This is a genomic window from Streptomyces sp. NPDC047706 (genome assembly GCF_043204795.1).
GTDB lineage: Bacteria > Actinomycetota > Actinomycetes > Streptomycetales > Streptomycetaceae > Streptomyces.
In genome coordinates this window covers 98186-119847 of the sequence record NZ_JBIDCW010000001.1, presented here as the reverse complement: position 1 = coordinate 119847, position 21662 = coordinate 98186, and the positions used below count along the sequence as shown (strand labels likewise).

The 21662-nt window shown below is 72.0% G+C and carries 19 protein-coding genes, 1 tRNA gene and 1 pseudogene; 11 read left to right on the top strand and 10 right to left on the bottom strand.

Annotation, left to right across the window (positions count from 1 at the left end; translation table 11 throughout):
- Positions 1-276: 276 nt before the first annotated feature.
- The 6 genes and pseudogenes from ACGF8A_RS00570 (at position 277) to ACGF8A_RS00545 (ending at position 7202) form a co-directional block, all read left to right on the top strand.
- Positions 277-1041: an IclR family transcriptional regulator gene (locus tag ACGF8A_RS00570; RefSeq protein ID WP_393102700.1), complete on the top strand. Its 765-nt coding sequence runs from the start codon at positions 277-279 to the stop codon at positions 1039-1041.
- A 343-nt stretch (positions 1042-1384) separates the two neighbouring features.
- Positions 1385-2179 carry an MIP/aquaporin family protein gene (locus ACGF8A_RS00565; protein WP_393102698.1) on the top strand — a complete coding sequence of 265 codons (795 nt, stop codon included), beginning with the start codon at positions 1385-1387 and terminating at the stop codon, positions 2177-2179.
- An 80-nt stretch (positions 2180-2259) separates the two neighbouring features.
- A complete protein-coding gene (glpK, locus tag ACGF8A_RS00560; RefSeq protein ID WP_393102696.1) occupies positions 2260-3801 on the top strand; it encodes a glycerol kinase GlpK in 1542 nt (513 codons plus the stop codon).
- A gap of 49 nt (positions 3802-3850) precedes the next feature.
- Positions 3851-5467: an FAD-dependent oxidoreductase gene (locus ACGF8A_RS00555; protein WP_393102694.1), complete on the top strand. Its 1617-nt coding sequence runs from the start codon at positions 3851-3853 to the stop codon at positions 5465-5467.
- Positions 5468-5561: 94 nt separating this feature from the next.
- Positions 5562-6082: pseudogene (locus ACGF8A_RS00550) on the top strand (FadR/GntR family transcriptional regulator); the annotation flags it as partial.
- Positions 6083-6248: 166 nt separating this feature from the next.
- Complete coding sequence (locus ACGF8A_RS00545) at positions 6249-7202, top strand: PAC2 family protein (RefSeq protein ID WP_393102692.1); 954 nt, start codon at positions 6249-6251, stop codon at positions 7200-7202.
- 53 nt (positions 7203-7255) lie between these two features.
- Here ACGF8A_RS00545 and mshC read toward each other — a convergent pair whose 3' ends face one another.
- The 4 genes from mshC to ACGF8A_RS00525 all read right to left on the bottom strand — a co-directional run bounded on the left by mshC (position 7256) and on the right by ACGF8A_RS00525 (position 10786).
- Positions 7256-8485 carry a cysteine--1-D-myo-inosityl 2-amino-2-deoxy-alpha-D-glucopyranoside ligase gene (mshC, locus tag ACGF8A_RS00540; protein WP_393102690.1) on the bottom strand — a complete coding sequence of 410 codons (1230 nt, stop codon included), beginning with the start codon at positions 8483-8485 and terminating at the stop codon, positions 7256-7258.
- A gap of 119 nt (positions 8486-8604) precedes the next feature.
- The gene (locus tag ACGF8A_RS00535; RefSeq protein ID WP_393102688.1) at positions 8605-9423 is read right to left on the bottom strand and encodes an SCO1664 family protein; all 819 of its coding nucleotides are present in this window, start codon (positions 9421-9423) and stop codon (positions 8605-8607) included.
- Positions 9387-9977 carry a DUF3090 domain-containing protein gene (locus ACGF8A_RS00530; RefSeq protein WP_393102686.1) on the bottom strand — a complete coding sequence of 197 codons (591 nt, stop codon included), beginning with the start codon at positions 9975-9977 and terminating at the stop codon, positions 9387-9389. Before ACGF8A_RS00530 ends, ACGF8A_RS00535 begins: the two co-directional genes overlap by 37 nt.
- Positions 9978-10099: 122 nt before the next feature.
- Positions 10100-10786: a histidine phosphatase family protein gene (locus ACGF8A_RS00525; RefSeq protein WP_393102684.1), complete on the bottom strand. Its 687-nt coding sequence runs from the start codon at positions 10784-10786 to the stop codon at positions 10100-10102.
- Positions 10787-10848: 62 nt separating this feature from the next.
- On the opposite strand from ACGF8A_RS00525, the gene corA reads away from it, so the two are divergent.
- Positions 10849-11844 (top strand): magnesium/cobalt transporter CorA, encoded by a 996-nt coding sequence (corA, locus tag ACGF8A_RS00520; protein ID WP_393102682.1) that lies wholly within the window; start codon positions 10849-10851, stop codon positions 11842-11844.
- Between the two features lie 12 nt (positions 11845-11856).
- Here the strand turns inward: corA and ACGF8A_RS00515 are convergent, their stop codons facing one another.
- Together ACGF8A_RS00515 and ACGF8A_RS00510 are read right to left on the bottom strand one after the other, a co-directional pair.
- A complete protein-coding gene (locus ACGF8A_RS00515; protein WP_393102680.1) occupies positions 11857-12645 on the bottom strand; it encodes a ferritin-like domain-containing protein in 789 nt (262 codons plus the stop codon).
- A 225-nt stretch (positions 12646-12870) separates the two neighbouring features.
- Positions 12871-13926 (bottom strand): LLM class F420-dependent oxidoreductase, encoded by a 1056-nt coding sequence (locus ACGF8A_RS00510; protein ID WP_393103159.1) that lies wholly within the window; start codon positions 13924-13926, stop codon positions 12871-12873.
- 182 nt (positions 13927-14108) lie between these two features.
- Between ACGF8A_RS00510 and ACGF8A_RS00505 the strand changes: the two genes are divergently transcribed.
- Positions 14109-15095 carry an aldo/keto reductase gene (locus tag ACGF8A_RS00505; protein WP_393102678.1) on the top strand — a complete coding sequence of 329 codons (987 nt, stop codon included), beginning with the start codon at positions 14109-14111 and terminating at the stop codon, positions 15093-15095.
- Positions 15092-17449, top strand: coding sequence for a helix-hairpin-helix domain-containing protein (locus tag ACGF8A_RS00500; protein WP_393102676.1), 2358 nt, complete (start codon positions 15092-15094; stop codon positions 17447-17449). The genes ACGF8A_RS00505 and ACGF8A_RS00500 overlap by 4 nt, the downstream gene beginning before the upstream one ends.
- Positions 17450-17682: 233 nt before the next feature.
- Here ACGF8A_RS00500 and ACGF8A_RS00495 read toward each other — a convergent pair whose 3' ends face one another.
- Entirely contained in the window at positions 17683-18381 is a 699-nt protein-coding gene (locus ACGF8A_RS00495) for a hypothetical protein (RefSeq protein ID WP_393102674.1), read from the bottom strand.
- 47 nt (positions 18382-18428) lie between these two features.
- On the opposite strand from ACGF8A_RS00495, the gene ACGF8A_RS00490 reads away from it, so the two are divergent.
- Positions 18429-18617 carry a DUF5703 family protein gene (locus tag ACGF8A_RS00490; RefSeq protein ID WP_043499282.1) on the top strand — a complete coding sequence of 63 codons (189 nt, stop codon included), beginning with the start codon at positions 18429-18431 and terminating at the stop codon, positions 18615-18617.
- A gap of 92 nt (positions 18618-18709) precedes the next feature.
- On the opposite strand, the gene ACGF8A_RS00485 is transcribed toward ACGF8A_RS00490, so the two are convergent.
- From ACGF8A_RS00485 to ACGF8A_RS00475, 3 genes are all read right to left on the bottom strand, one after another.
- Positions 18710-19552 (bottom strand): chaplin, encoded by an 843-nt coding sequence (locus tag ACGF8A_RS00485; protein WP_393102671.1) that lies wholly within the window; start codon positions 19550-19552, stop codon positions 18710-18712.
- Between the two features lie 110 nt (positions 19553-19662).
- Positions 19663-19896 (bottom strand): chaplin ChpH, encoded by a 234-nt coding sequence (gene chpH / locus ACGF8A_RS00480; protein WP_187750569.1) that lies wholly within the window; start codon positions 19894-19896, stop codon positions 19663-19665.
- Between the two features lie 157 nt (positions 19897-20053).
- The gene (locus ACGF8A_RS00475; RefSeq protein ID WP_393102669.1) at positions 20054-21379 is read right to left on the bottom strand and encodes a M20/M25/M40 family metallo-hydrolase; all 1326 of its coding nucleotides are present in this window, start codon (positions 21377-21379) and stop codon (positions 20054-20056) included.
- A 195-nt stretch (positions 21380-21574) separates the two neighbouring features.
- On the opposite strand from ACGF8A_RS00475, the gene ACGF8A_RS00470 reads away from it, so the two are divergent.
- Positions 21575-21662 (top strand) — tRNA-Leu (locus tag ACGF8A_RS00470).

Here is a 21662-nt window from a genome sequence, read left to right as displayed (position 1 = left end):
GCGTCTTCCCGGATGCCGTCCGGCACTTCCCGGGAAGGGCGCACGCGGCAAGCGTAGCCGGGACCGGGGCCTTGGGGTCAGGGGCGTCCACGACCCGGACCCGGCGTGGCGTCGGGGCCACTGCCGGGCGGCGTGGGAGACCACAGCGGCTGACCGGCCATTGGCGGGACATCGGCATGGACCGGTAGTGTTCGGCATTGCCGAACAGTGGACATTGCCGTACGGCGGCAGCGACGCCGCTGCCCGACGGTCGAAGGGGACGGAGGCAGGACGGCGATGGCACGGAACATCCAGTCGCTCGAACGGGCGGCCGCGATGCTGCGCCTGCTCGCGGGCGGTGAGCGGCGGCTGGGCCTGTCGGACATCGCCTCCGCGCTGGGTCTGGCCAAGGGCACCGCCCACGGCATCCTGCGCACCCTCCAGCAGGAGGGCTTCGTCGAGCAGGACGAGGCCTCCGGGCGCTACCAGCTGGGCGCCGAGCTGCTGCGCCTCGGCACCACCTACCTGGACGTGCACGAGCTGCGCGCGCGTGCCCTGGTGTGGGCCGACGACCTGGCCCGCTCCAGCGGCGAGAGCGTCTACCTGGGGGTTCTGCACCAGCAGGGCGTGCTGATCGTGCACCACGTCTTCCGGCCCGACGACAGCCGGCAGGTGCTGGAGATCGGTGCCATGCAGCCACTGCACTCCACGGCCCTGGGCAAGGTGCTGTCGGCCTACGACCCGGTCGCGCACAGCGAGGCCCTGGAGTCGGACCGCAAGGCCTTCACGGACCGCACGGTGTGCGACCTGAGCGCCTTCGAGCACGTCCTGGACCTCACCCGCGCGCGGGGGTACGCCGCGGACGTGGAGGAGACCTGGGAGGGCGTCGCCTCCGTGGCCGCGCCCATCCACGACCGGCGGCGCATGCCCGTGGGCGCCGTCGGCATCACGGGCGCGGTGGAGCGCCTCGGCCGGGACGGGGGGCTGCGGCCCGAGCTGGTCGCGGCGGTACGGGACTGCGCCCGCGCGGTGTCGCGCGATCTCGGGGCCGGGCGGTTCTGAGCCGCCTGCGGGCGCCCTGACCAGCACTTGGGTCATTCGCCGGAGGACACCGGGACGTCGTCGCGCCGTTCCGGATCTCGAAATGCCCAAAACGGGCATATAACTCACGTGAGGGCCTACTCGACGCAGGGGCTCATAACTCAACACAACCGATCGCCATCACACTTTCGGCAAGAGACCTCTTGACGTGCGTGTAACGCCGAAGCAAGACTCCCGTCCATCGGTCGGCATTGTCGAACACCTACCGGCAATACGCGCTAGAGTGTGATGACGCCAAGGGCCGACTGAACCCCGAAGGGACTCGGGGTTCCGCTCCCCTGGACGAAGGACAAAGGAGTCGCGGGTGTCCAGCTCCGACATCTTCATCGGCGAGACCATCGGTACCGCCATACTCATCCTCCTCGGCGGAGGCGTCGTCGCCGCCGTCGTGCTCAAGGCCTCCAAGGCCCGAAACGCCGGCTGGCTCGCGATCACCTTCGGGTGGGGTTTCGCGGTCCTCACGGCCGTCTACATCTCAGGGCCGCTGTCCGGCGCACATATCAACCCGGCCGTGACCCTCGCCCTCGCGATCAAGGACGGCGACTGGAGCAATGTCCCCCTCTACTGGGGCGGACAGCTGCTCGGCGCCATGATCGGCGCGACCCTGGTCTGGGTCGCCTACTACGGCCAGTTCCACGCACATCTCACCGACCGGGAGATCGTCGAGGCGGCCGACGCGCAGGTCAAGCAGGCCAAGGCGGTCGAGGCACGCGAGAAGGGCGCAGGCCCGGTGCTCGGCGTCTTCTCCACCGGCCCGGAGATCCGGAACGTGGCGATGAACCTCGCCACGGAGATCATCGGTACGTTCGTGCTGGTCCTCGCCGTTCTCACCCAGGGCCTGAACGACAACGGCAACGGCCTCGGCACCCTCGGCGGTCTGATGGTCGCCCTCGTCGTGGTCGGCATCGGCCTCTCCCTCGGCGGCCCGACCGGTTACGCCATCAACCCGGCACGTGACCTCGGACCGCGCATCGTGCACGCCCTGCTGCCCCTGCCCAACAAGGGCGGTTCCGACTGGGGCTACGCCTGGATCCCGGTGGCCGGCCCGCTGATCGGCGCCGCGGCCGGCGCAGGCCTCTACAACGTCGCGTTCGCCTGAGACGCGGTCCGTCCGCTCTCGCAGCCGCAAGCATCACGCCGTAACCACCCCCAGACCAAACGGACCTCCAGGAGCACACAGTGACCGACGCCCACACGGCCGGCCCCTTCATCGCAGCCATCGACCAGGGCACCACCTCCAGCCGCTGCATCGTCTTCGACCGGGACGGCAGGATCGTCTCCGTCGACCAGAAGGAGCACGAGCAGATCTTCCCCAAGCCCGGCTGGGTCGAGCACGACGCCACCGAGATCTGGACCAACGTCCAGGAGGTCGTCGCCGGAGCCGTCGAGAAGGCCGGCATCACCCGCGACGACATCAAGGCCATCGGCATCACCAACCAGCGCGAGACCACCGTGCTGTGGGACAAGAACACCGGTGAGCCCGTCCACAACGCCATCGTCTGGCAGGACACCCGTACCGACGCTCTCTGCCGGGAGCTCGGCCGCAACGTCGGCCAGGACCGCTTCCGCCGTGAGACGGGCCTCCCCCTCGCCTCCTACTTCGCCGGCCCCAAGGCCCGCTGGCTGCTCGACAACGTCGAGGGCCTCAAGGAGCGCGCCGAGGCGGGCGACATCCTCTTCGGCACCATGGACACCTGGGTCATCTGGAACCTGACCGGCGGTGTCAACGGCGGCCACCACGTCACCGACGTCACCAACGCCTCGCGCACCCTCCTCATGAACCTGCACACCATGCAGTGGGACGAGAAGATCGCCGAGTCCATCGGTGTCCCGCTGGCGATGCTGCCCGAGATCCGTTCCTCCGCCGAGGTGTACGGCGAGATCACCGGCGGCAAGCTGGGCGACCTGCTCGGCGGCATCCCGGTCGCCTCCGCGCTGGGCGACCAGCAGGCGGCCCTGTTCGGCCAGACCTGCTTCTCCGAGGGCGAGACCAAGTCGACGTACGGCACCGGCACCTTCATGGTGATGAACACCGGCGACAAGATCATCAACTCCTACAGCGGGCTGCTGACCACCGTCGGCTACCAGATCGGCGGACAGCAGCCGGTCTACGCCCTGGAGGGCTCGATCGCCGTCACCGGGGCGCTGGTGCAGTGGATGCGGGACCAGATGGGCCTCATCTCCACCGCCGCCGAGATCGAGACGCTCGCGCTGTCCGTCGAGGACAACGGCGGCGCCTACTTCGTGCCGGCCTTCTCCGGCCTGTTCGCCCCGTACTGGCGCTCCGACGCCCGCGGTGTGATCGCCGGCCTGACCCGGTACGTCACCAAGGCGCACCTCGCGCGCGCCGTGCTGGAGGCCACCGCCTGGCAGACGCGGGAGATCGCCGACGCCATGACGAAGGACTCCGGCGTGGAGCTGACCGCCCTCAAGGTCGACGGCGGCATGACCTCCAACAACCTGCTGATGCAGACGCTCTCGGACTTCCTGGACGCCCCTGTGGTGCGCCCGATGGTCGCCGAGACCACCTGCCTCGGCGCCGCCTACGCCGCCGGTCTCGCCGTCGGCTTCTGGAACAGCACCGACGACCTGCGCGCCAACTGGCGGCGGGCCGCCGAGTGGACCCCCCGCATGGACACGGCCGACCGTGACCGTGAGTACAAGAACTGGCTCAAGGCCGTCGAGCGGACCATGGGCTGGCTCGACGAAGACGAGAGCTGATTCGGACGAGGGCCGACGCACCGTCGGCCGACGAGGAGTAAGAACCGACATGACCAGCCAGTCCACCCTGCAGTCCGTGCCTGCCCTGGGCACGCACCCGGCCTCCGGCTCGAACCCGAGCCGAGCCGAGACCCGGGAGCAGCTCGCCAAGGCGTCGTACGACCTTCTCGTGATCGGCGGCGGCATCCTGGGCATCTCCACCGCCTGGCACGCCGCGCAGTCCGGCCTCAGGGTGGCGCTGGTGGACGCCGGAGACTTCGCCGGCGCCACCTCCTCCGCCTCCTCCAAGCTGCTCCACGGCGGTCTGCGCTACCTGCAGACCGGCGCGGTGAAGCTGGTGGCGGAGAACCACTTCGAACGGCGTGCGGTCTCTCGCCAGGTGGCCCCCCACCTGGCGAACCCGCTCACCTTCTACCTGCCCGTGTACAAGGGCGGCCCGCACGGCGCCGCGAAGCTCGGCGCCGGTGTGTTCGCCTACTCGATGCTGTCCGCCTTCGGCGACGGCGTGGGCCACCTGCTCTCCCCCGCCAAGGCGCAGGCGGACGTGCCCGAGCTGCGCACCGAGAACCTCAAGGCCGTGGCCGTGTACGGCGACGACCAGATGAACGACGCCCGGATGGCCCTGATGACGGTCCGCGCGGCCGCCGAGTCGGGCGCCGTGGTCCTCAATCACGCCGAGGTCACGGGCCTGCGCTTCACGCGGGGGCGGGTGACCGGCGCCGAGTTGCGCGACCGCCTGTCCGGCGACGAGTTCGGCGTGAGCGCCCGTCTGGTACTGAACGCGACCGGCCCGTGGGTCGACCACCTGCGCAAGATGGAGGACCCCGACGCCGCGCCGTCCATCCGCCTGTCGAAGGGCGCGCATCTGGTCCTGAAGCGCACCTCCCCGTGGAAGGCGGCGCTCGCCACCCCGATCGACAAGTACCGCATCACCTTCGCCCTGCCCTGGGAGGACATGCTGCTGCTCGGCACCACCGACGAGGTCTACGAGGGTGACCCGGCCGACGTCGCGGTCAACGACAGGGACATATCCCAGATCCTCGACGAGGCCGCGTTCTCCATCCGCGACCAGCAGCTCGACCGGGACCTCATCACGTACGCCTTCGCGGGTCTGCGGGTGCTGCCGGGCGGGCCCGGCGACACCTCCAAGGCCAAGCGCGAGACGGTGGTCACCGAGGGGCGGGGCGGGATGCTGTCCGTAGCGGGCGGCAAGTGGACGACCTTCCGCCACATCGGCCGCACCATCATGAAGAAGCTGGAGTCGCTGCCCGGTCACCCGCTGGGCGAGGACTTCGAGCCGATCTCCTCGCTGCCGAAGAGGCTGCCGCTGCCGGGTGTCGCGAACCCGCGCGCGGTCGCCCACCGGCTGCTGGTCGACGGCCCGGCCCCCGGCCCGCGGATGGCCGCGGACACCGCCAGGCACCTTGCCACGCACTACGGTTCGCTGGCCTTCGACATCGCCCGCATCGCCAACGAGAACCCGGAGCTCGCCCGGCGCGTCCACCCGGACGCCCCGGAGATCTGGGCACAGGTCGTCTGGGCCCGTGACCACGAGTGGGCCGAGACCGCGGACGACGTGCTGCGCCGCCGCACCACCCTGACCATCCGCGGCCTGGCCACGGAGGATGTCCGTGCCCAGGTTCAGGACCTGCTCGACGAGAAGTAGCCGGCACGCCGGTCAGGGGCGGCTCCACGCCGACGGAGCCGCCCCTCGCCGTGCCCGGGAGCGGGGACGGCGCACCGGACCGTTCCTCCTGGTGTTGTCGCCGTTCCGGATGCCGGACGTACGTCGGGGCGACGGCACGTACGTCACCAGCCTGGACCCCCAACTGCTGCTGGAGGCAATGGGCTTCGTCCTCGACTTCCACCGCGACGACACCGTGCTGGGGCTCCTGGCCGTGCGCCGCATCCTGGAGCCGGCCGCCACGGCGCGGCCGCGCGCATCGGCGAGCGGGAACTGGACGTGCTCACGGACCGGTCGGACGCGCTGGGCGCGCAGCCCCCGGCCGAGGAACTCGTCGCCTGCGACCGGGAGTTCCACCGTGCCGTCGTGCGGGCGTCGGGCAACTCCGTGCTGTGCTCACTGCTCGACGGCCTGTCCGGGCCGACCACCCGGGCCCGGATCTGGCGCGGACCGACCCGGCGGGACGCGGTCAGCCGCACCCTGCACGAGCACCGGGCGATCCTCGCCGCCCTGCGCGAGCGGGACGCGGAGGCGGCCCGCTCCTGGGCCACGGTGCACATCGCGAGCGTGGAGCAGTGGCTGCGCGGTTCGCTGTGAGCAAGCGTGTACGAAAGGGTGACAGCTCGGATGAATCGCGGGTGTCCGGGGCGGGCGAACGGGGCAGTGATCCGTTCACTCCCCCGTGCATGGGGGCTGCGGGCGCCCCCGCCGCACGCCGTAAGGTTGGGACGTCAGGCGAGGGCACGTCGGAAGGAGGCGCTGGGTGATCGAGCTCGAGGGGGTTCCCGAGCTGATCGACCCGGTCATGGTGGCCGCGTTCGAGGGCTGGAACGACGCCGGCGACGCCGCCTCCACCGCGGTCGCGCATCTGGAGCGGGAGTGGAAGGGCGAGGTGTTCGCGGCACTGGACGCCGAGGACTACTACGACTTCCAGGTGAACCGGCCCACGGTGTGGATGGACTCCGGCGTCCGCAAGATCACCTGGCCGACGACCAGGTTGTCGGTGGTCCGGGTCGGCGGCGACAAGCCGCGCGACCTGGTGCTGGTCCGCGGCATCGAACCGTCCATGCGCTGGCGCTCGTTCTGCAACGAACTGCTCGGCTTCGCGCACGAGCTGGGCGTGGAGCTGGTGGTGGTCCTGGGCGCGCTGCTCGGCGACACCCCGCACACCCGTCCGGTCCCGATCAGCGGGACCACGTCCGACGCGGACCTGGCCCGCCGGATGGACCTGGAGGAGACCAAGTACGAGGGCCCGACGGGCATCGTCGGCGTCCTCCAGGAGGCGTGCACGCACGCGGGCGTACCGGCGGTGTCGCTCTGGGCGGCCGTGCCGCACTACGTCTCGCAGCCGCCCAACCCGAAGGCCACGCTGGCCCTGCTCAACCGCCTGGAGGACCTGATCGACGTCCGCATCCCGCTGGGCGAGCTGCCCGAGGACGCGCGTGCCTGGCAGGTGGGGGTGGACCAGCTGGCCGCCGAGGACAGCGAGGTGGCGGAGTACGTGCAGACCCTGGAGGAGGCCCGGGACACCGCGGAGCTGCCGGAGGCCTCCGGCGAGGCGATCGCCCGGGAGTTCGAGCGGTATCTGCGGCGCCGGGACGGCGGCGGCACCCCACCCGGCGGCCACGCCACCGACGGCGGGGACGGGCCGCCGTATCTGCGGGACAAACGGCCGCCGAAGGCCGGCAACGACGACGAGGACCCGTCCGAGGACTGAGCACGGCGGTGGGCCACTTCCTCCCGTGGGGGAAGCGGCCCACCTTCGTCTTCCTACAGGGCCACGCCGAGCAGGGCGTCCACGGCACGGCTGACGACGCCGGGGGCGCCCGGGTCCGTACCGCCGCGCTCCCGCTGCTCCGCGGCCCAGCGGTCCACGGCGGCCAGCGCGGCCGGGGAGTTCAGGTCGTCGGCGAGGGCCTCACGAAGCTCCCCGACGAGCCGGTCCGCGCCCGGCCCGTCGGGCCGGGAGACGGCGGCGCGCCAGCGGTCGAGCCGGTCCACCGCGTCCTGGAGCACCTGGTCGGTCCACTCCCAGTCGGCCCGGTAGTGGTGGGCGAGCAGGGCGAGCCGGATCGCGGCCGGGTCGACGCCGTCACGGCGCAGCTGGGAGACGAAGACCAGGTTGCCCTTGGACTTGGACATCTTCTCGCCGTGCAGCGCCACCATCCCGGCGTGCACATAGGCCTTGGCCATGGGGAACTCGCCGGTCAGCACCTGGGCGTGGGAGGCGCCCATCTCGTGGTGCGGGAAGGCGAGGTCGGAGCCGCCGCCCTGGACGTCGAAGCCCATCCCGAGGTGGTCGAGGGCGATGGCGACGCACTCGACGTGCCAGCCGGGCCGGCCACGGCCGAGCGAACCGCCGTCCCAGCTCGGCTCGCCCTCGCGGGCCGCCGTCCACAGCATCGGGTCGACGGGGTTCTTCTTGCCCGGACGGTCCGGGTCGCCGCCCCGCTCGGCGCAGAGCAGCCGCATCGCGGCGGCGTCCAGGTGGGACACCTGGCCGAAGTGGGGGTCGGCCTCGACGGAGAAGTAGATGTCGCCGTCGAGTTCGTAGGCCGCGCCGAGGTCGCGCAGCCGTTCCACCAGCGGCACGATGCCGGGTATCGCCTCGACGGCGCCGATGTAGTGCTTCGGGGGCAGCATCCGCAGGGCGGTCATGTCCTCGCGGAACAGCGCGGTCTCACGCTCGGCGAGCGCGACCCAGTCGATGCCGTCGCGGTCCGCCCGCTGCAGGAGCGGGTCGTCGACGTCCGTGACGTTCTGGACGTAATGGACCTGCCGCTTCGTGTCGAGCCACACGCGCTGCACGAGGTCGAACGCGTTGTAGGTCGCCGCGTGACCGATGTGGGTCGCGTCGTACGGGGTGATGCCGCAGACGTAGATACGGGCGACGGGACCGGGGTCGACGGTGACGAGGCCACCGGTCGCGGTGTCGTGGATCCTCAGGTCGCGGCCCTTGCCAGGCAGGGCGGGGACCTCGGAAGCGGGCCAGGCATGCATGTCATGAGCCTAACCGGACTGGAGTTCCGTATACGAACCGGAGCAGGCCGGATGGCCGGTAAGGCCCTCTTGCGCGAGGGGCCCCGGATGTGCCGCCCGTCACCTCGACGGCCGTGCCGTCACACCGGCGGCCACGGAATCGCCGGCCAGTCCCCGTTGGGCTCCGGGTGCACCCCCGCGGCCAGCAGTGCCCCGACTCGCGCGCGCGTGGCGTCGATCTCGGCGTCCGTGATCAGCGTGCCCAGGCGCTCGGCGAGCGCCCCGCCCGCCTTCAGCTCCCCCTGGATCCGTCGGAGGACCTCCACGGCCTCGGCGGTGAGCGGCTCGCCGGCCCAGCCCCACAGGAGCGTGCGCAGTTTGTTCTCGACGTTGAAGGTGACCCCGTGGTCGATGCCGTAGAGATGGCCGTCCGCGGTCGGGAGCAGGTGGCCGCCCTTGCGGTCGGCGTTGTTGATCACGGCGTCGAGCACGGCGAGCCGCCGCAGCCGCTCGTCGTCGGCGTGCACCAGCAGCGCGGTCCTGCCGTCGCCGACCTCGGCGAACCCGATCGCCTTCCAGCCCGGGGCGGGCTCCTCGGCGTCGACGAGGGCGAGCAACCCGGCGTCCGGGCGCGCCTCGATCCACAGCTGGCACATCCCCTCGCCGTACGGCCCCTCGCGCAGCACGGTGGGCGGGACCAGGCCCCAGCCGGTCGCCTCGGAGACCGCGTACGCGGCGACCTCGCGCCCGGCGAGCGTGCCGTCGGGGAAGTCCCACAGGGGCCGCTCCCCGGCGACGGGTTTGTAGACGCAGGTGGCCTCCTGGCCGTCGTGCGTGATCGTGCAGTACAGCGCCGCGTTGGAGGCGTCACGGATGCGTCCGCGCACGCTCAGCTCGCCGGTGGCGAGCAGTTCCCCGGAGGTCATGCTCCGCGGCGGTATCCGTTCTGGCGCGGGCATACGTGTCCTTCCGGGTCGAGCGGCAGACTGCACAGCGGGCACGGCGGCCGGCCGGCGTTGACGACGTCGAGGGCGCGCTTGGCGAAGGCGCGGGCCTGCGCGCCGGTGAGCCGGACCCGCAGCATCGGGGGCCCGTTCTCCTCGTCCTGAAGGAGCCGCTCCTCGGCCTCGGCGAGGTCCTCGTCGGTGTCGGCGTCGAGCTCCACCAGCGCCTGTGCCTCGACGATCATGCGCTGCTCCTCGCCGTCCCAGGCGAGAGCCATGGTGCCGACGCGGAACTCCTCCTCGATGGGGGTCTCCAGCGGGGCGCTGTCGGCGACCTCGCTGGGTGCCACGGCCGGTACGGCGGCGCTGCCGCCGCTGCGCCGCACCACTTCGTCGAGCAGTTCGTCCATGCGCTCGGCGAGCGCTGCGACCTGCGTCTTCTCCAGCGCCACGCTGGTCACCCGGGGGCCCGCGGTGGCCTGGAGGAAGAAGGTACGGCGCCCGGGCAGTCCGACCGTACCGGCCACGAAACGCTCCGGGGGGTCGTAGAGGAACACCTGACGGGACACGTCCTGTCTCCATTGATCGTGGGTCGACATCGACTTCGTTGACCGACCGGCCGCCGTGCGGTCGCTCGGCTGCGGACAAGTACGGCGTTACTGCGACCGCTTCACCCTACTGCGGGCGACGATCACGGTGCGCCCGCACCGCCTCCCACCGGGGCGTCCCCGCCCGGGGGCTCCTCGCGGGGCACCAGGGACGCGAAGTCGCCGGTGTCTCCGAGGCGTACGAGAAACGGCCTGAGACGGGTGTAACGGATCGCGGTGATGGAACACGGTTCTACGGAGATCCGCTGGAAGAGGTCGAGATGAAGTCCGAGTGCGTCGGCGACGAGAGACTTGATGACGTCCCCGTGCGAGCACATCAGGTACACGGCGCCGGCGCCGTGGTCGCGCTCGACGCGCGCGTTCCACTCCCGTACCGCCTCGGCGGCCCGGTGCTGCATCGCCCGCATCGACTCGCCGCCCGGGAAGGCGGCCGCCGTCGGGTGGGCCTGGACCACCTCCATCAAGGGCTCGTCCCTGAGTTCGGCGAGCTTGCGGCCGGACCAGTCGCCGTAGTCGCACTCGCCGATCCGCTCGTCGGTGTGCGCGCGCAGCCCGGGGCGGGCGTCGAGCAGCGGCCGGACGGTCTCCTGGCAGCGTTGCAGGGGGCTGGTGACGACCTCGGAGACCGGCAGTCCGGCGAGCCGGCCGGGCAGTGCGGCGGCCTGCGCGGTGCCGCGCTCGTCGAGGGCGACGCCGGGCGTCCAGCCGGCGAGCAGTCCCTCGGTGTTTGCGGTGGAACGTCCGTGCCGGACGAGGATCAGCGTGGGCATGCGGCCCAGGGTAGGCGCAGGCCCGGGTGCGACGTCCGTGCGGTGACGGGAGAACACGCTCTGTGATCGTCGACTGTGCCATCTACCGTGACGGACACCGGACGGAGGGACCCGAGGACCTCTCGGACGCCCTGGCCGGGGCACGGGCGGTCGGCGGATTCGTGTGGATCGGCCTGCACGAGCCGAGCGAGCGGGAGTTCGAGCTGGTCACCGAGGAGTTCGCGCTGCATCCGTTGTCCGTCGAGGACGCCCTCAAGGCGCACCAGCGGCCCAAGCTGGAGGTGTACGACGACTCGCTCTTCGTGGTCCTGAAGCCGGTCGTCTACGAGCCGGAGAGCGACGCCGTCACCACCGGGGAGGTCATGATCTTCCTCGGTGACGCCTTCGTGGTGACCGTCCGGCACGGTGTGGGCTCCCCGCTGGCCGCCGTGCGCCGACGACTGGAGCAGGAGCCGGAGCTGCTCGGGAAAGGCCCCACCTCGGTGCTGTACGCGATCGCCGACGCGACGGTGGACCACTACGTGGAGGTGTCGGCCGAGTTGCAGAACGACCTGGAGGAGCTGGAGGCGGACGTCTTCTCACCGGAGAGCGGAGGCTCGCGGCACTCGGCGTCCCGCGTCTACGGCTTCAAGCGGCAGATCATGGAGTTCCGCCGGGCCACCGGGCCGCTGGCGGTGCCGCTGACCCGGCTCGCCGGCGTGGGAACGCTCGGCGGTTCCGTGCCCTTCGTCGACGACAAGGCGCGGCCGTTCTTCCGCGACGTCCACGACCATCTCACGCGGGTGAACGAGTCGGTGGAGGGCCTGGACCGGCTGGTGTCGGATGTGCTGTCGGCGCATCTGGCGCAGATGAGCGTGCGGCAGAACGACGACATGCGGAAGATCTCCGCGTGGGCGGCCATGGCGGCCGTCCCGACGATGATCGCCGGGGTCTACGGCATGAACTTCGAGCACATGCCGGAGCTCCGCTGGGTGTGGGCCTATCCGGCGGTGCTCGCGGTCATGGCCGCCCTGGAGGTGGTGCTCTACCGGACGTTCAAGCGGCGGGGCTGGATGTGAGGGACTCGGTCGTCAGGCGAACTCGGGGGCGGTGCCGGCCGGGCCGCCGAGGGCGTCGCGGCGTTCCGGCATCTTCAGGCTCACCATGCGCCGCCAGCCGCCGAGCCGCTCGTAGCCGTACACGGCGTGGATCCCGAACGCGAGCACCGCGGCCTTCCGGCGGGACCAGCCGAGGATGCGGCCCATGCGTGCCATGACCGCGAGGCTCACGTCCCGGTGGACGCGGATCTCGGCGAGCGCGCACTCGCGCAGGGTGCGCCGGATGTCCCGGCCGTGCCCGGCGGCGGCCAGGCGCAGCAGCTCCTCGTGGGTGTACGCGAGATGGTCGTCCTCGTCCGCGGAGATCATCCGGACCGCCCTGCCGAGCACCGGGTGGTCCGTGAAGTGCTTCGTCAGCATCATCATCTGTTCGGCGGCGCGCTGTTCGGTGACGCGGCTGTGGGCGAGGTAGGTGATGATGTCCCGCACGGTGAGCGGCTGATCCGCCTTCAGCTTCTCGTGCGCCAGGCCGATGCCCCGCTTCTCGAGCAGCATCGTGTAGTCGGTCTCCGGCGGGACCTCGACGGGTTCGAGGCCGCGCTTCTTCAGCAGCGCGTTGAAGATCCGCCCGTGCTTGTCCTCGTCCGCCCCATGGCGGGTGATCTTGGGGGCGAGGGCGCGCTCGCTCGCGGGCACGAGCGCGGCGATGCGGGCGTTCTCCCAGCCGCCCTGCGCCTCACCGCTGGCCGCGATGGAGCAGAACAGCCTGAACGACTGGTCGTTGTCGAGGATCTCCTGGAACAGACTCCTGGCCGAAAGCATCTGAGAGCACCTCTCTGCAGAATTCCGCAAAGAACGAGTCAAATGCCCCTGCGGCCCCAGGGCAACAGCTTTGCCGGACAACTCCACCGAAAGACGGACCGACGGGCGGGCGTCGGGAGCGTAACCGCGCGTGGGCAGGCGCGTTGTTCCCCGTGACGGCCGTGGCGGGGAAGACCCCCGAGCCCCCACCACGGCCGTAGAGACGTCCCGCGCGGGTACGGCGCGTTACGCGAGTCCCGCCAGCTCCAGCGCCTCGGAACCCGCCCGCAGCGAGGCGAGCCGCTCCTCCAGGGTGAAGCCCGCGGGCGCCAGCGACAGCGTCGTGACCCCGGCCGCCGCGTAGGCCTTCATACGGTCGGCGATGCGCTCCACCGAGCCGAGCAGCGTGGTCTGGTCGATCAGTTCGTTCGGTACGGCGGCCGCGGCGCCCTGCTTGTCGCCGGAGAGGTACTTCTCCTGGATCTCGGCGGCCTGCCGCTCGTAGCCCATGCGCCGGGCGAGCTGGTTGTAGAAGTTCTGCTTGGGGCTGCCCATGCCGCCCACGTAGAGGGCGGTGTAGGGGCGGAAGGTGTCGGCGAGGGCGGTCACGTCCTTGTCGTCACCGACGGCGAGGGGGAGGGTCGGGCAGACGTCGAAGCCGTCCATGGTCCTGCCCGCCTTCTCACGCCCGGCGCGCAGGTGCCTGATCGCGGTGTCCTCCAGGTGCTCGGCGGACGGGAAGATCAGCAGGGCGCCGTCGGCGATCTCGCCGGTCTGCTCGAGGTTCTTGGGACCGATCGCGGCGATGTACAGCGGGATGTGCTCGCGCTGCGGGTGGACGGTGAGCTTGATCGGCTTGCCGGGGCCGCCGGGCAGGGGCAGCGTCCAGTGCACGCCGTCGTAGCTGAGCCGTTCGCGGGTCATGGCCTTGCGGACGATCTCGACGTACTCGCGCGTACGGGCCAGCGGCTTGTCGAACTCGACGCCGTACCAGCCCTCGGAGACCTGCGGGCCGGAGACGCCGAGGCCGAGGCGGAAGCGTCCGCCGGACAGCGAGTCCAGGGTCGCGGCGGTCATCGCGGTCATCGCGGGCTGGCGGGCCGGGATCTGGAAGATGGCCGAGCCGACGTCGATGCGCTCCGTCTGGGCGGCGACCCAGCTGAGCACGGTGGCGGCGTCGGAGCCGTAGGCCTCGGCCGCCCAGCAGACGGCGTACCCGAGGCGGTCGGCCTCCTGGGCCACGGCGAGATTGTCCGCGTCCATTCCGGCGCCCCAGTAGCCGAGGTTGATCCCGAGCTGCATGGCCTTCCCCTTACTCATCAGTAACGTCCCTTGTGGCGTCGACACTAGCGTGGGCGCGGGGGCTCGCCCAGGCCACGGGTGGAGTCACGGGCGCGCCGTCCGGGAACAGGGGCCCCGATCACGTGAATCGGTTGTCCACAGGCAACCCACGGCACCAGTTCTGGCCAGTAATCTCGGCGGACATGGAGCAGAGGCATCTCGGCCGTACCGGCCTGCGTGTGTCCCGGATCGGACTCGGCACCCTGACCTGGGGGCGGGACACCGACGAACATGATGCCGCGGACCTGCTGAAGACCTTCTGGGAGGCGGGCGGGACGCTCGTCGACACGGCGGACGTCTACGGGAACGGGGAGTCCGAGTATCTCCTCGGCCGGCTGATGGAAGGGCTCGTGCCGCGACGGGACCTGGTGCTGTCGACCAAGGCCGGAAGCGTGCCGGACCCGGACCGGCGGTTCGACGGGTCACGGGGGCATCTGCTGGCCGCGCTGGACGCCTCGCTCTCCCGGCTCGGCACGGACTACGTCGACCTGTGGCACATCCACGCCTTCGATCCGCAGACCCCGCTGGAGGAGACGCTCCAGGCGCTGGACCTCGCCGTGGGCAGCGGACGGGCACGGTACGCGGGCGTCTCCAACTTCTGCGGCTGGCAGCTCGCCAAGGCGGCCACCTGGCAGCTGGCGGCGCCCGGGACGCGCACCCGGCTGGCGAGTACGCAGATGGAGTACTCGCTGCTGCAGCGCGGCGTCGAGCGTGAGGTGCTGCCGGCCGCGCTGGACCTGGGCATAGGGCTGCTGCCGTCGTCGCCGCTGGGGCGTGGGGTGCTGACCGGGAAGTACCGGGGCAACGCCCTGCCGCCGGACTCCCGGGGCGGCTCGGACCATCTGGCGCCCTTCGTCGAGCCGTACCTCGACGACACCGCGAGCCGCATCGTGGACGCCGTGGCGACGGCGGCCGACGGGCTGGCGGTCACACCGCTCCAGGTCGCCCTCGCATGGGTGCGGGACCGGCCCGCGGTGGCCGCGCCGATCGTCGGCGCGCGCACCGCGCAGCAGCTCACGGCGGCGTTGTCGGTGGAGGCCCTTAGTCTTCCTGACGAGATCTGCCGGGCGCTGGACGATGTGTCGGCGCCCGTGCACCGCTATCCCGATCACGACTGGAGCACGCTGTGAGCACGGAGCCGGAGACCACCGGGGACGCCGAGCCGAGGAAGCCGGACGCCACGGAGACCGAGTCTGCGACGGCCGAGCCGGCGAAGGGCGAGGGCGGGCAGCCGTCCCGGACGGTGGAGGCCGGGGGCGGTGAGACCGCCGGGGCGTCGGGGGCCGGGGCCGGTGAGATGGCTGAGGCGGCGGGAGCCGGGGGCGGTGAGACCGCCGGGGCGTCGGGGGCCGACGGTGAGTCCCCTGAGGCGGCAGAGGCTGAGGCGGCGGGGGCCGGGGACGAGACTGCCGGAGCGGTGGAGACCGCGGCCGGTGACACCCCTGGGGCGGCGGGAGCCGGGGGGCGTGAGGTGGATGAGGCCGCGGCCGAGCTGGCTGCTCAGCGAGTGGAGCGGGAGCGGATCGAGCGGCGCAAGGCGGAGAAGCAGGCGCCCGTCGACGCGGGCGCGAAGCTCAGCGGGAAGGCGGCAGAACTGCTGGCGGCGGTGCGTGCGGTGGAGAGCGGGGCGAAGCCGCCCGCGACGGTGTTCCAGGAGCCGCCGCCGCGGCGCCAGACCCCGGAGCCGGTACGGCGGACGCAGCCGGTGGTGCCGGTCGCGGTGGGCGCGCCAGCGCCCGAGGCCGTCGAGGGCGTGCGGCGGGTGCTGAGCGACGGAGGTGCTCCTGAGACGCTCGCCGTGCAGGCAGCCGCCGTCCTGGGTGAGGGAGCGGACGAGCGGCTGCGCGCCGACCCCTGGCAGCTGCTGAGGGTCGCTGGGGTGCGGCCGGAGCAGGCCGACGGTTTCGCGCGGGCGCTGCTGGGGCCGGAGTGCGGGCCCGGCGACGAGCGGCGGGGGCGTGCGGTCACGGTGTGGCTCCTGCAGCAGGCGGCACTCGCCGGGCACACCGCGCTGGAGATGCCCGTACTGACCACGGCGCTGGCTCAGCGGGGGGTGCCGGATCCGGCGGAGGCGGTGCAGGGGGCGCTCGCCGAAGGAGACGCCCTCGCCTTCCAGGACGGGTTGGACGAGAACGAGGCCGAGGCGTCGGGCGAGGGCGACGGCGAACTGCAGGACGAGGACGGGAGCGAGGAGCGGCCTGTGCGCGTCCTCGTCGGGCTGGAGCGTTACGCGCTCGCCGAGGAGAGTCTGGCCGACGGTCTGGCCCGGCTGATCAACTCCGCGCCTGAGGAGCACGGTTCGGGCGAGGCCTGGGAGCGGGCGGCAGCCGGCGCCCGGGGGGCGGCCGCCGAACTCGTCCGGGCGGTCGCCGGCCACGGGCTGGTGCTGCACACCGGCGGGGAGGCCTCGTCGGCCGAGACGGCTGAGCTGGTGCGGGCGGCGCGTGGGCTCGGGCTGCGGGCCTGGGCCGCCGCACACGGTCCGGCCGGCAGGGGACGGTTCGCGGCTCTGGTGGAGGGACCGGAGACGGGCGTGACGACTGTCGCCGGACTGCTGGCCGGGGCCGAGGGGCCGGGGCGGGACTCCGACGGCGCGCTCGACCTCGATCTGCTCGTCGTCCTCGACGCACCCCAGCTCGACGTGGAGGCGGCGGCGCTGCTCGTCGAGTCACTGCCGGACGGGGCCCGGCTGGTGCTGGCGGGCGACCCGGGGGTGCTCTGGTCGATCGGTCCCGGGCGGGTCTTCGCCGATCTGCTGGCGGTGGGCAGGTGCCCGCACGTCGCCTCGCGGCGGCCGGATCCCGGTCCGCTCGGGGAGCTGGTGTCGGGCATCGGCGTGGGCGAGCTGCTCCAGGTCGAGGCGCCCGGCAAGGAGGTCGTGATCGTGCCGGTGCGGGACGCGGGAGAGGCGGTGCACCGGACCGTGCAGCTGGTCGCCGACTCGGTGCCGCGGGCGATCGGGGTGCCGGCTGACCAGACGGTGGTCGTCACGCCGGGGCACGGGGGCGCGGCGGGCACGCGGGTGCTGAACGCCGCGCTGAAGGAGCGGCTCAACCCCGGCCCGGGACGCTTCGGGGGCTTCGACCCCGGTGACCGCGTCGCCTACTCCCCCGCGCCGGGCCGTACGCTGCCGGGTCACGTGGTCGGGGCCGACGCCGAGGGACTGCGTCTGTCGTGCGCCGGGGACGCCGTGGTCGTACCGAAGGAGCGGGTGGAGCAGTCGGTGCGGCACGGCTGGGCCCTGACCGCGCACCAGGCCGTGGGCACCCGCTGGCCCGCGGTGGTCACGGTCCTGCCCGGCGACGCAGCCCAGGCGCTGAGCCGCCCCTGGGTCTACACGGCCTTCGGACGCGCGGAACGCCACCTGTCGGTGGTCCACGGAGTGGACCAGGCCCTGCCGAAGGCGGTGGCCGAAGTCCTGGCGAAGCCCCGCACGACCCGCCTGCCGGAACTGCTGGAGGCACAGGTTCCGGCGGAGGGCTGAGGCGGGCCGCGCGGGCTGACGGCGGCGAAGCGCCCTGCGCGACCGAGGGCCCGCGCGCCGCACGGCACCACGGGCCCCCGGCGGACCGGCGCGGCTCCCCCGCCGCCACCGACGGCGGGGGTCACGGCGCTCGGCGACCACCGGCGAGTCCCACGGGCAAACGGCCGGGACGACGTGGCGGCCGCGGGGTGCCCCCGTGGCCGCCGGTCAGTGTCTGTCTCTCGCGTTCCTGGTCAGCGGCGGTCCGCGTCCAGGGGTTCCAGGTCCTCGTCCTCATCCAGGTCCAGTTCGTCCTCAAGGTGCCCGGGGATGTCCTCGTCGTCGGGCTCGTCGTCGTCGAAGACGGCGCTGACGTCGAAGCGGCAGACCACGCTCTGCGGGTCGACTGCCTCGAACGGGGCCTCCAGCCACTCGCCGGGGTCGGCGGGCTCCTCCGCCGCCGTCACCCACATCGTGGAGTCGCCCTCCTCCAGACCGAACTCCTTGTGCCGGGAGGCGATCTCGTCCGGCTCGAACTCCCCGAAGAGGATGCCCAGCGCCCCGTGGATCGTGCTCGCGGCCTCCGCGTCCGTACTGTCCTCGTCCGCCGCCTCGATCCGCTGGGCCTGCGCCAGCAGCCGCTGTGGCTCCGCCACCGCGTAGTCGCGGCGGATCAGCACACTCAAGGCGTTCGGTTCCTCGGGCCCGGTGTACGGCGGCAGGGTGTCCTCGGCGCCGGGGATCTCGAAGGGCGTGACCTCGTCGTAACGGTCGTAGAGCAGCTCGTCGTACGCCTCTGCGGCCGCGGCCAGCTTGTTGAACGCCTCGTAGACGGCCGGGTCGTCCTCACCCGACCTGCGTTCGACCGCCGCGAGATGACGGTCGAGCGCGGTCTTGACCGCCTCGGCGGCGGCGCGTACCTCGGCAGCGGTGGGCTGCGCAGCATCAGACATAGAGCAGACGCTATCCGTACCGGGCCGTTGCCCGCACAATAGATGCGATGCCGGAATACGAATTTGTCGACGTGTACGTCCCGCGCGGGGTCTCCCGCAAGGACGCCACACGCCTGCTGACGGACCATGCGGAGTACGGACACTGGGAGTTGCACCGCCTGAGCCTGCTGCGCGACGGCAGCCGCAGGGTGCGGCTGCGCCGGCGGATCATCCGCCAGGTACGGGCCACGTGGTGAGCTGAGGCGGCGGAAACGGAGCGGAGCGGGCCCCGCGGGGTGCGGGGCCCGCTCCGGCTGCCGGTCACGGACGTGCGGGCGCGCCGGACGGGCTACGCCGAGGCGCGTGCCCTGCGGTAGAGCACGGCGCCCGCCAGCAGCGCCCCCGCGCCCAGCGAGGCGGCCGCGCCCATGGGCAGCTCGCTGCCGGTCTGTGCCAGCCGGCCGCCGCCGAGGTGGGTGACGGCCGCGGCGCCGGAGCGGTCGTCGTCCCGGGAGCCGGTGCCGTCCCCGGCGGAGCCGGTGCCGGAGCCGCTGTCGCCCCGGGTACCGGAGTCGGCGTCGACGCCCTTGTCGTCCGGCGTGCCGGGCTGTCCGGGCGTGCCCGGCTCACCGGGGTCTCCCGGGCCGCCCGGCGTCCCCGGCGGGGTCGTGCCGTCGCCCTCTCCCCCGGGCGGCGTGGTGTGGCCGTCGCCGCCGCCACCGTTCACACAGTCCTGGCCCACGGCTGCGTTGCCGACGCCGATGACGTCGACGCTGTTGCCGCAGACGTTGACCGGCACGTGGACCGGCACCTGGATGTGGTTCCCGGAGCCCACGCCGGGCGAGCCCTCGGCCTGCCCGTCCGCGTGCGCCCCTGTGCCGGAGGAGCCGTGGTCACCGGAGCCGCCGTGACCGTCGTCGCCGTAGCCGCCCGGCGTCCCGTGGTCTCCGCCCCGGTTGGCGCAGGAGTTGCCGACGGCCGGGTTCAGGATGCCGACGACGCTGATGGTGTTGCCGCAGACGTTGATCGGCACGTGCACCGGGACCTGCACGGTGTTGCCGGACAGCACGCCCGGTGATTTCGAACTGGAGCCGCTCGCGCCCGAGTCGGCGTGGGCGTGGCCGCTCGCGGCCGCGATCACGCCGGTTGCCGCCGCCACGGTCATCAATCCCTTGCGGGTGCCCTGTCGCATTGCTGAATTCCTGCCTTCCCCCTCTTGACCTACGTGAAAGACCGGTCGGTCCCGGAACGCATGGCGCGCGCTCCGGGACCGACGGCGTGGACGACCTCAGAAAGGGAGCGTCACTTGTTGATGCAGGTGTTGCCGAAGGCGGGGTTCAGCAGCCCGATCACCGAGATCGTGTTGCCGCAGACGTTCACGGGAACGTGCACGGGAACCTGAATCACGTTGCCGGACACGACACCCGGGGAACCCACGGCGGCACCCTGGGCACCGGAGTCGGCGACGGCGAGGCCCGCGCCCGCGAGAACCAGACCACCGGTGGCTGCCGCAGCGGCGACGACCTTCTTGATCATTATTCCTCCTTGTTGGCAATGCGATCACAAGTAGCTGATCGCATCACCAGTAACGAGGAGGAACTAATAGGGCTACGACCTGATGAGCGCATTCACTCCCCACGGTCACGCCGGGCACATGTGCGCGAATACTGCAGTGTCGTTTCAGTGGGCCAATTCAGGACGCGTCGATGAACCGGTCGAGCACGCGTACGCCGAACTGCAGCCCCTCCACCGGCACCCGCTCGTCGACGCCGTGGAACATCCCGGCGAAGTCCAGCTCCGGCGGCAGCTTCAGCGGCGCGAAGCCGAAGCAGCGGATGCCGAGATCGTCGAAGGACTTGGCGTCGGTGCCGCCGGAGAGCATGTACGGCACGGCCCGCGCGATCGGGTCCTCGGCGCTGAGCGCGCTCTGCATGGCGTCGACGAGCTTGCCGTCGAAGTCGGTCTCCAGCGCCTTGTCGGCGTGCACGTCCTCCCGCCTGACGCGGGGGCCGAGCAGCCGGTCGAGGTCGGCGAGGAACTCCTCCTCGTGGCCGGGCAGGAACCGCCCGTCGACGTGCGCGGTCGCCTGGCCGGGGATGACGTTGACCTTGTAGCCGGCGCCGAGCATGGTGGGCGCGGCCGAGTTGCGCAGGGTCGCGCCGATCATCTTGGCGATGCCGCCGAGCCTGGCGAGCGTCTCGTCCATGTTCTCGGGGTCGAGCTCGACCCCGAGGGCGTCGGAGAGCTCGTCGAGGAAGGACCGCACGGTCTTGGTGACCCGCACCGGCCACGTGTGCCGGCCGACCCGCCCCACCGCCTCGCAGAGCTCGGTGATCGCGTTGTCGGTGTTGGTCATCGAGCCGTGCCCTGCGGTGCCGTCCACGGTGAGCCGCATCCAGTGCATGCCCTTCTGGGCGGTCTCGACCAGGTAGAGCCGCAGCTGCTCGTTGACGGTGAAGGAGAAGCCGCCGACCTCGCCGATGCCCTCGCTCACGCCCTCGAACAGCTCGGGGTGCTTGTCGACCAGGTACCGCGCGCCCCAGGTGCCGCCCGCCTCCTCGTCGGCGAGGAAGGCGAGCACGATGTCGCGCGGGGGCCTGCGCCCGCTGCGCAGCCGCTCCCGGACGACGGCGAGGGTCATCGCGTCCATGTCCTTCATGTCGACGGCCCCGCGGCCCCAGACGCAGCCGTCCGCGATCTCGCCGGAGAAGGGGTGGTGGGTCCAGTCGGCCGCGTTGGCCGGCACCACGTCGAGATGGCCGTGGATGAGCAGCGCGGGCCGGGACGGGTCCTCGCCCTCGATCCGGGCCACGGTGGAGGCGCGGCCCTTGTGGGACTCGATGATCCGCGGTTCGAGGCCCACCTCGGCGAGCTTGCCGGCGACGTACTCGGCCGCCTCGCGCTCACCGGGCCCCGAGTGGTCGCCGTAGTTGCTGGTGTCGATCCGGATCAGCTCGCGGCAGAGGTCGACGACCTCGTCCTCGCCGGTGACGCCTTCGGCCGTGCCCGTGTCACTCACGCCGCTTCCTTCCGCAGTCGCCGCTGGTGGTCCCCCTCATCCTCCCCCCGAGCCCGCCCCCTCCCCAAGACCGCACCCGCCCGTCACAGGGCGTTCACGGCGATCCGGGCCGCGCGGGGGTGTGATCAGCCACCTGCGAAAGCCTGGTAATGTTTACGTCGTCGCCGCGGGGAACCCCAGCGCGACAGACACCTTGTCCGGGTGGCGGAATGGCAGACGCGCTAGCTTGAGGTGCTAGTGCCCTTTATCGGGCGTGGGGGTTCAAGTCCCCCCTCGGACACCA